Source organism: Micromonospora aridisoli, from assembly GCF_056150025.1.
In genome coordinates this window covers 1-498 of sequence record NZ_JAXCFK010000216.1, presented here as the reverse complement: position 1 = coordinate 498, position 498 = coordinate 1, and the positions used below count along the sequence as shown (strand labels likewise).

Annotated in this window: 1 protein-coding gene; it reads right to left on the bottom strand. The window is 37.6% G+C overall.

All coding sequences use genetic code 11. The annotated features are described in order from the left end of the window. The coding region (argS, locus tag SM447_RS30180) for an arginine--tRNA ligase domain-containing protein (RefSeq protein WP_474576254.1) at positions 1-498 on the bottom strand (498 nt) is incomplete at both ends.

Genomic DNA, 498 nt, shown 5'->3' with positions numbered 1-498 from the left:
CTGCTTACTCAGCGATATCGAACGCAATTTTTCCCATAGAAGTCTATAACCAACATGACCTGCTTGTAAGGCAGCAGTAACTTTTCGAGCAAATTGCATCCGTTCTGGATCATTTTGACAAGCTTTAGATGCTTCAGGATATAAACTATCCAACTCCTCTATACATTTCAAAGAGTCAATTGACAAAGACGGATTTAGCTCATCAAAACATCGTAGATTGGGGTATCTAATTTCAATTTCAGAGATTAGCATCCCCATTTGCAGCCCCCAGTCTCCTAAATGTAAATCCGAAATTATGTTGTATCCTTGAATGGCAAAAATACGTCGTACACTCTCTCCAATTATGAGAGAGCGTAAATGTCCTACATGTAAAGGTTTTGCAACGTTGGGACCACCAAAATCAATAAGAATACAACGTTTATTGTTAACAAGGGATACATTGAGATTCGGGTCTTCTAATTGTTTAGATGCACTTCTATTTAACATCTCATCAGATAA